Genomic DNA, 3,866 nt, shown 5'->3' with positions numbered 1-3,866 from the left:
CGGTGCCCGCCCCCCAGGCCGGCCCGCGCCTCAGCCAGCGCGGCGCGGCCCTGTTCCGCGATGGCGGCGTGCGCGACTTTCCGGCGCCGCGCCCGTTCGCCCCCGGCGTGCCGGAAACGCGCGGTTTTCCACTGCACACCTGGGAACGCCTGCAGCGCCAGGTGCTGAAGGAGCACGGCACGCAGGCCCTGCGCCACAGCCCGCCGCAAGGCGTCGAGGCGCTGCGGCGGGCGATCGCGGACCACGTCAACCTGGAGCGCGGCGGCCACGCCACGGCGGAGCGCGTGCTGGTGCTGACCAGCTCGCAGCAGGCCATGACGCTGTGCGCGCACGTCCTACTCGACCCGGGCGAGCGCATCTTCATCGAAGACCCGGTGTATCACGGCGCGCGCAAGGCCTTCGACGCCGCCGGCCTGCGGTGCGTGCCGGTGCCGCTGGACGGCCACGGCATGCAGGTGGCACTGCTGGGCGCCGACCCCGCGCCGGCGCGGGCGGTGTTCGTCACGCCTTCGCACCAGTTCCCCACCGGCACCACGCTGGCGCTGGAGCGGCGGCTGGCGCTGATCGAATGGGCACGGCAGCGGCAGGCCTGGATCATCGAGGACGACTACGACAGCGAGTTCCACTACGCCGGCCGCCCCACCGCCTGCGTGCAGGGGCTGGACGCCCACGAACGCACGATCTACATCGGCACCTTCACCAAGTCGCTGTTTCCCGGCCTGCGCATCGGCTACATGGTGCTGCCGCCGCAGCTCGTCGCGCCGATGACGGTGGCGCGCACCCTGCTGGACGGCCACAGCGCCCCCATCCCGCAACTGACGCTGGCCCGCTTCATGGAAGACGGGCACTTCGGCGCCCACGTCCGCGCCATGCGCAGCGTGTATGCGAAGCGGCGCGACGTGCTGGCGGACCTGATCCACCGCCACCTGGGCGATGTCCTCACCCCCACGGTGCCGGCGGGCGGCATGCAGATGCCGTGCACGCTGAACTGCGACATCCCCGAACGCACGCTGATCGACCACGCCCGGCGGACCGGCCTCGAGCTGCTGGGCCTGAGCGGCCTGCACGCCTCGGCCGGCGGCCAGCCCGGCTTCCTGATGGGCTTCGCCGCCTACACGCCGGCGGAGATGGAAAGCGCGGTCAAGGTGCTGGCGGAGGTGTTCCAGGCACTGGCGCCTCCGCGCGGCGCAGGAACAGCGCGGCGATGAGCGCCGTCGCCAGCATGATCGCGGCGCCGATCACCGCATTGACGTGCAATGCCGCCGAAAAGGCCTCGCGCGCGGCATGCAGCAGCGTCGCGCCAGTCTCGCCCGGCAGCCGCTGCACCGCACCGAGCGCGCCGCCCAGGGTATCGACCGCGGACGCGGCCAGCTCCGGCGGCAGCCCGGCGGGCAGGCTGTCGAGCATGCGGCCGCGGTAGATCGCCGCGCCCACGCTGCCGATGATCGCGATGCCGAGCGCCATGCCGAGCTCGGTAGCGGTCTCCGACGTCGCGGCGGCGGCGCCGGTCTTGTTCGGCGGCGCGGCGCCGACCACCAGATCGGTGCCCAGAATCATCATCGGCATCACCCCGACCCCCAGCACCGAGGTGCCGCCGACCAGCAGCCACACCGAGGCCGGGCCGCCCACCAGCATCATCGCGACGAAGCCCGGCAGCGCCAGCAGCAGGCCGGCGCTGACCAGCCGTTCCGGCGGATGGCGGCGCGCCAGCCGGGGCACCCACATCGACGCCGCCACCTGCAGCAGCGCGGGCGGCAGCATGACGATGCCGGCATCGAGCGGCGACAGGCCGAGCACGCCCTGCAGGTACTGGAACACCATCAGCCAGGTGCCGGACAGCGCCAGGATGGTCAGCAGCATCGCCACCACCGACACCGAGAAGCCCCGGTTGGCGAACAGGCCGAGGTCGAACATCGGCTGCGCCAGGCGGCGCTGGCGGCGCACGAACATCACGCCGACCGCCAGTCCGAGGCCAATGGCCGCCAGCGCCTGCAGCGTGATGCCGTCGCGCGCGACCGACTTGATGCCGAAGATCACCGCCAGCAGCATGCCGACGCACAGCAGCGCGCTCGGCAGGTCGAGCGGGCCGGCCGCGTCGTCGCGGAACTCCGGCAGCAGCAGCGGGCCGGCGACCAGCAGCACCAGCATCACCGGCACGCCGAGCAGGAACACCGAGCCCCAGGGGAAATATTCGAGCAGCGCGCCGCCGACCAGCGGGCCGATCGCGCTGCCGACGATGAAGCCGGTCATCCACACCGTGATCGCCACCGTGCGCTCGCGCTCGACGTGGAACATGTTGCGGATCAGCGACAGCGTGGACGGCATCAGCGTGGCACCGGCGATGCCGAGCAGCGCGCGGGTGGCGATCAGCATCGCCGCGCTGGTCGACAGCGCCGCCAGCACCGAGGCCACGCCGAAGGCGAAGGCGCCGGCCAGCAGCAGGCGGCGCCGGCCGATGCGGTCGCCCAGCGTGCCCATCGTGACCAGGAAGCCGGCGATCATGAAGCCGTAGATGTCCAGGATCCACAGCAGCTCGCTGCTGCTCGGGCGCAGGTCCGCGCTCAGGTGCGGCGCGGCCAGGTGCAGCACCGTCATGTCCAGCGCCAGCAGCAGCGTGGGCAGCACCAGCACGGCGAGCCCCCACCATTCGCGGCGGGTGGCGGGACGGGGGGGTGCGACGAGCACGGACGGCGGCGAGGACATGGAAGCAGGCATCGGAAAAAATGGAGCGCGGATTATGGCGCCCGCAAGATGACAGCGCCACCGCCCGCGGCGAGGCGCGGCGGGCCTCAGCGGCGCCGGGCAGCCAGCATGTCGACGTACAGGGCCTCGACCTGCTCACGCGCCCATGGCGTGCGGCGCAGGAACTTGAGGCTGGAGGCGATGCTGGGCTCGTGGGTGAAGCAGCGGATCGCCACGCGGCGGCCGAGCCCGTCCCAGCCGTAGCGCTCGACCAGCGCATGGAGCAGGTTCTCGAGGGTGATGCCGTGCAGGGGGTTGTTGGGCTGGGTGCTCATGCGGATGTCCCCTCAGTGATCGAGTTGCAGCGCGGCGAGCCGAGCATAGAGGCCGCCCTGGCGGCGCAGGTCGGCCGGCGTGCCGACTTCGACGATGCGCCCGCCGTCCAGCACGACGATACGGTCCACCCGCTGCACCGTGGCCAGGCGGTGGGCGATGATCAGCGTGGTGCGCCCCCGCATGGCCGCATCCAGGCCCTGCTGCACGAGGATCTCGGATTCGGCGTCGAGCGCGCTGGTGGCCTCGTCGAGCAGCAGCAGCCGGGCATCCTTGAGAATGGCGCGGGCGATCGCGATGCGCTGGCGCTGGCCGCCGGACAGGCGGGTGCCGCGCTCGCCGAGGAAGCTGCCGTAGCCTTCGGGCAGGCGAGCGATGAAATCGTCCGCGCCAGCCGCGCGCGCCGCCGCCCGCACCGTCTCGTCATCGGCGCCGGGGCGGCCGTAGCGGATGTTGTCCAGCGCGCTGGCGGAAAAGATCACCGGGTCCTGCGGCACGATCGCGATGTCGCGGCGCAGGTCTTGCAGCGCCAGCGTGCGGATGTCCTGGCCGTCGATCAGGATGGCGCCGGCCGAAATCTCGTAGTAGCGCAGCAGCAACTGGAACAGGCTGGTCTTGCCGGCGCCGGACGGGCCCACCAGGGCGACGCGCTCGCCGCCCGCGATCTCCAGGCAGACGTCGTCGAGCGCGCGCACCTGGGGCCGCGCCGGATAGGCGAAGCCGACGTGGTCGAAGCGGATCGACATGCGCGGCAGGCGGCGCGGCACCGCCGGCGCGGCAGGCTCGCGGATCGCCGGTTCGGCGTGCAGCAGTTCGAGCAGGCGCCCGGCGGCGCCGGCCGCGCGCATGAC

The 3,866-nt window shown here is 72.7% G+C and carries 4 protein-coding genes; 1 reads left to right on the top strand and 3 read right to left on the bottom strand.

Annotation, left to right across the window (positions count from 1 at the left end; genetic code table 11):
- Positions 1 to 1,208 (top strand): MocR-like pyridoxine biosynthesis transcription factor PdxR (gene pdxR, locus C666_RS18750; protein ID WP_039919560.1); only part of this gene is annotated, 1,208 nt, incomplete at its 5' end.
- On the opposite strand, the gene C666_RS18745 is transcribed toward pdxR, so the two are convergent.
- From C666_RS18745 to C666_RS18735, 3 genes are all read right to left on the bottom strand, one after another.
- Entirely contained in the window at positions 1,141 to 2,703 is a 1,563-nt protein-coding gene (locus C666_RS18745; protein WP_004348537.1) for an MFS transporter, read from the bottom strand. The genes pdxR and C666_RS18745 overlap by 68 nt on opposite strands.
- A gap of 86 nt (positions 2,704 to 2,789) precedes the next feature.
- Positions 2,790 to 3,017, bottom strand: coding sequence for a VF530 family protein (locus C666_RS18740; protein ID WP_004348535.1), 228 nt, complete (start codon positions 3,015 to 3,017; stop codon positions 2,790 to 2,792).
- A 12-nt stretch (positions 3,018 to 3,029) separates the two neighbouring features.
- Positions 3,030 to 3,866: ABC transporter ATP-binding protein (locus C666_RS18735; RefSeq protein WP_004348532.1), on the bottom strand; the 837-nt coding region annotated here is incomplete at its 5' end.

The organism is Thauera linaloolentis 47Lol = DSM 12138 (genome assembly GCF_000310205.1).
Classification (GTDB): domain Bacteria; phylum Pseudomonadota; class Gammaproteobacteria; order Burkholderiales; family Rhodocyclaceae; genus Thauera; species Thauera linaloolentis.
The sequence above is the reverse complement of the archived record's forward strand: the minus strand, read 5'-3'. Positions and strand labels throughout refer to the sequence as shown.

Coding starts and splice junctions, on each gene's coding strand:
- C666_RS18740 (WP_004348535.1), bottom strand. CDS start 3,017: ATGAGCACCCAGCCCAACAACCCCCTGCACGGCATCACCCTCGAGAAC.
- C666_RS18745 (WP_004348537.1), bottom strand. CDS start 2,703: ATGTCCTCGCCGCCGTCCGTGCTCGTCGCACCCCCCCGTCCCGCCACC.